Source organism: Loigolactobacillus zhaoyuanensis (assembly GCF_003946385.1).
Taxonomy (GTDB): domain Bacteria; phylum Bacillota; class Bacilli; order Lactobacillales; family Lactobacillaceae; genus Loigolactobacillus; species Loigolactobacillus zhaoyuanensis.
Genome location: NZ_RHOE01000107.1, coordinates 1 through 4,447 on the forward strand (window position 1 = coordinate 1; position 4,447 = coordinate 4,447).

Sequence of the window (4,447 nt, forward strand, 5' to 3'; positions counted from 1 at the left end):
ATGGCTAGACATGGTACTCTGGGATTGGGTCATGAAGGCACCTACTCTCTTATTTTCTTGGCGATTATAAGAATAGGTCTTCATGGCCTTTTTGTCTATAGTTGGTCTAGTTCATTGGGTGTTGCACTTCAATTGTAAACTCGGCTAAAAAAAGAGTCATTCAGTGTCGAACACTGGATGACCTTTTTGTGATTTTTATTATTTACAGTACTTATTTTTTCTGAAAGCGTGCAGTTCTAGAGTCTGATCAACTTAAGTTGCATCGCTTTGGCCACTGCGCCAGCCCGACTATCGACACTTAATTTATTGTAAATACTCGTCAAATGATTCTTGATCGTACGCTCACTAAAATGTAGCTTTTTCGCAATCGCCTGATTATGTTCCCCACGAGCAACTTGAGTGAGAATTTCTAGATCCTCATCAGATAAAATGTATTCCACATTACGATAACCGACTGCATTTTTTAATAATTCTGGCGACACTGTCATTCTTTCATCCAGCGCATCGATAACTGCTTGAAAAATCATCTGCGACGACGCGTATTTCAGTAAAAAGCCATCCGCACCTAACGCCATTGCTTGATTAAATGATTTAATATCCTGATACGTCGTTAATATGCATACCTTGGTTATGGAAAATAACCGTTTGACCCGTTCCAAGGTTGCAAGGCCGTCCAGTACTGGCATCCGAATATCTAGCAGCATAACGTCAACGGCAATCGAAGTTAATTTTTGCAGAGCTACTTGGCCATTTTCTGCTTCCGCCACAATTTTGAAGCTAGCTTCATTTGCGAAGATAGCTTTTAACCCTGCCCTAAAAATCGGATGATTATCAACGATCATTATTCTTATCATCTTGTGTCCCTCCAAGCGGAACCTCGATTATAATTGTTGTCCCTTCACCTTTAACTGACTTAATTTCAAAATTTCCCGCAATTAAGTTGACCCGTTCAGCGATATTTCTTAATCCAAAATTTAGGTCACTTTTTGCAATTTTATCAGCATCAAAACCGGTCCCAAAATCAATTATCCGCAAACAATATCCAGCACCACGCGGCTCACCAAAAACGACAACATTAGATACATTAGCGTGTTTAACCACATTAATTAAACACTCATGAATGATGCGTTCGAGCTGCGAGAATATTTCCTGCGAAAATTTTGGATCACCTTTTATCGTACTCATAACGTCTAAATGATAATTTTTCCGGAAGGAGCTACTCAAAATATCAATTCTAGTTTGCAAATTTATCCGCCGATCATCTTTTAGATCCTTAACAATTAGGCGTGAATCAACCACCATTTTACGTGATTGTTCAATAACACGCTCAATTTCAATTAAACTTTTTTTATGATCCTTGTTATTTTTCATAGCTGTAGCAGTCGCTTCTAAATGTAATAAATTACCAATAATTTGTTGAATAATTGAATCATGGAAATCACGGGCGATCCGATCACGTTCTACTTCGATCGTTGTTTGCTCGACTTGATCATAGACAATTTCTAATTGTTCAAATAATTTCTGACTTTTTTTTAGTTCAATGAATTGCCGCGTATATGCGGTCTGCGTGTATAATGCCGCAAAAACCACAAACCCCGTTAACTCCAGCAAAAGAATTGTACGCCCCCAGTCGAAGTTACTAAAAATATTTTGGCTGTATATGACAGCAAAAACAGTAACGACCAGAGCTAACATGATTTTTTTTAGATTATTTTCTAAAAAGTTCCAAATTTCCAGTAAAATAACCGGCGCTAGCCCCATGATAATGAACAGATGATTGCCAATCAGTAAATACGAACCAATCGTGACGACCATTTGCGCAAAAATGACAAGTATGATTTTTAATTTATTCAAATAGAAAACCATCAAAATTTGCAGTAACATAGCGCCAAAAAACAAGCCAGTCGCCAACCAATTACCGGTCTTATTCGCAAAGGAAATAATTTCTACGGTCGCGGTAATACAATATATGGCGCAAACATAAAAAATCGCCGTCGCTCTTAATTTGTGAAACATTTCAATTTTTATTGTTTTTAATTCATTTTCTTTCATAGCCCTAACCACCTATCTAATTCAGCCGTCACTTCAGCACAAGTATACATTACTTTTTCTTATTAGCTAATTAATTTAAACTATCTCGTTTATTTTGAGCTAATCATCTAAAGAATCAGTGAAACTCCTGTGCCAATAAACACGATTTTAATTAGTTTTAAAGCAATATTTACAATAGTAATTACTTCGGCTATTTTAAATTATTGAGCTGTCAGCGCGCTGCCGATTATATTTTGGTCGCTTAAATTTAAGTTAAAAGCATCTACATTAGTTAATTGCGTAATCAAGTTACTTTTTATCGTATAATCACTATTTTAAAGGCAATAAAAGCGATTTAAAAATAGCAAAAAAACACCTATAATTCGGCAATTAATGGTAAAATTAAGATAGAAAATAATAGTTAGGGTGATTTTATGACAGGTAGCGATTACGATGTATATGTTAACAATATGTTAGCAGTAAATTACGAAGCAGCAATCGATCAAACCGCCCGTTTTGACGGGCTTTATCCAGGGATGATCTGGCCATACAACCACGGTGGCGTGGCCGGCAATCATGATGCACGTCCGTTACACGGCACCCAGATTCATGTTACCCGTGAAGCAACGCTGAATACCGGCATGACCTTCGCTGAATTTAATTGGCATGGCAAGGATGTTTGGATCCCGAAAGACGGCATTATTCCACCGACGCTCACCGCTAAAATTCAGCTCACTAATCAATTAGCGACATTAATGAAGCCTGAAATTGATTATCCATATTTTAAAGCCGTCCCGCAAACCAAGGGCCGCAACCATATTCCGCTTGGCTATATCACTAAAAACCGCTTAGCTGGCCAAAAAGTTCTTGTGACCGCTCAAGCTATCCGAAGTGACAACGCAGAATTTACCCAGTTTTATGTTAACGGGGTCAGTTTTTGGGTCAGCGCACAGGTGGTAAGCAACTTGGGGCAACCATTACCAACACTATTTATTGGCAGCAATCCTGTCATCCGCGCTAACACAAAATCAAAATCAAGCACCGTGACGATTCGCCAAGCAACTGGTGAAAGTGATTTGGCACAAATTAAATTTTCGGTGCAAGGCAATTACACTAAAGACTTTCAGCGTAAAAACTTTGAATTTGAACTTTATGCCGATTTTGAGCAAGCCACACCGAAACCAATTCAGTTTGGTACTTGGCAACCACGCAGTAAATTCTCATTACGCGGTGATTATACCGACCAAACTCATTCCCGCAATGGCGCTGGTTATGCCCTATGGCGTGAAATTTTAGCCACCGAGCAAGTCTATCCGACAACGATCCGCGATCAAGAAATGCTGGGCACGATTCAGACTCAGCCAGTCAATGTCTTTTTCGATGGCGTCAATTACGGTATTTACAGTCTTTCCAGTTACTTAGATGCTGCCAGTCTCAAGCTCGATCCACACAATAAAGACGAAATCATGTTATTAGCGCTTAATGGTTATGCCCACAACAAAGATCTCGCTTTCGCCAATCCAACTGCACGGTTAAATGATTCTGATTTCGGAGTAATGTCTGCTCATACTGCCGCTGACCAGCAATTATTCACCAATACCAATCGCTTGATGAAATTCATCAACACGGCGGACGATCAAGAATTTCACGAAAATGCCAAAGACTACTTTGATCCGCTCAATTTAATCGACTATATTTTGTTTGTTGGTGCCATTGATGCGTTTGACAACGTAGCCCACAACACGACCGTCTTCACTTATGATGGTCAACATTGGTTATTTTCGCTAATTGATCTAGATATCAGTTTTGACATTGATGCCGACGGTAAATTATTATCGAACCCCCACCCAGTCTTCAATAAAATTCAATCGCCATTGTTTAAGCGCATTTTCGCCTGCTTTCCTAGCGAGGTCAAGGCCCGTTGGCAAGAATTACGGCATTCGGTTCTCAGTGAAGATCACATGATCGATACTTACCGCCAAACAATGGCTAAAATTGGTGACACTAACTTTGCAATTGATCAAAGCATTTGGCACAGTCCCACTGGTCGAACTAGCAGTTTAGAACATGTGACCACTTTTGTACAGCAGCACTTACCTAAGTCTGATGATACGATCGCCAAATCATATCATCGCAATCTTTTGCAGGGTTTCGACATCGATTTTAAATAAAAAATCATCCATTAGTACACTCCGGTATTTCAACTGAAGTTTGCTAAATGGATGATTTTTTAATACCCAATGCAAAGCACTAAAAAAGCCGTACACTGCACTAGGCCCTGTCAAGTTGACAAATGAAATAATATAAAGTTGAATCTGTTTCTAAGCGGCTTCACTCCAGTATTCATCTGGGGTGAGGCCGTTTCTTTGTGCTGAGCGATTGTGGTGATTGAAATATTCGATTCCTTCCTCAACCA

General features: G+C 39.2%; 3 protein-coding genes. 1 reads left to right on the forward strand and 2 read right to left on the reverse strand.

Going from position 1 to position 4,447, the window contains the following annotated elements; all coding sequences use genetic code 11:
- Positions 1-236: 236 nt before the first annotated feature.
- Positions 237-854: a response regulator transcription factor gene (locus tag EKM76_RS12780; protein ID WP_125550958.1), complete on the reverse strand. Its 618-nt coding sequence runs from the start codon at positions 852-854 to the stop codon at positions 237-239.
- Positions 832-2,052: a sensor histidine kinase gene (locus EKM76_RS12785; RefSeq protein ID WP_125550959.1), complete on the reverse strand. Its 1,221-nt coding sequence runs from the start codon at positions 2,050-2,052 to the stop codon at positions 832-834. Before EKM76_RS12785 ends, EKM76_RS12780 begins: the two co-directional genes overlap by 23 nt.
- Positions 2,053-2,501: 449 nt before the next feature.
- On the opposite strand from EKM76_RS12785, the gene EKM76_RS12790 reads away from it, so the two are divergent.
- On the forward strand, positions 2,502-4,202 hold the full coding sequence (locus tag EKM76_RS12790; RefSeq protein ID WP_164507661.1) for a CotH kinase family protein: 1,701 nt from the start codon (positions 2,502-2,504) through the stop codon (positions 4,200-4,202).
- The last annotated feature ends 245 nt before the right edge of the window (positions 4,203-4,447 follow it).

What these genes read in the sequence shown, in the direction of transcription:
- EKM76_RS12780 (WP_125550958.1), bottom strand. Translation starts at nt 854, where the DNA reads ATGATAAGAATAATGATCGTTGATAATCATCCGATTTTTAGGGCAGGG.
- EKM76_RS12785 (WP_125550959.1), bottom strand. Translation starts at nt 2,052, where the DNA reads ATGAAAGAAAATGAATTAAAAACAATAAAAATTGAAATGTTTCACAAA.
- EKM76_RS12790 (WP_164507661.1), top strand. Translation starts at nt 2,502, where the DNA reads ATGTTAGCAGTAAATTACGAAGCAGCAATCGATCAAACCGCCCGTTTT.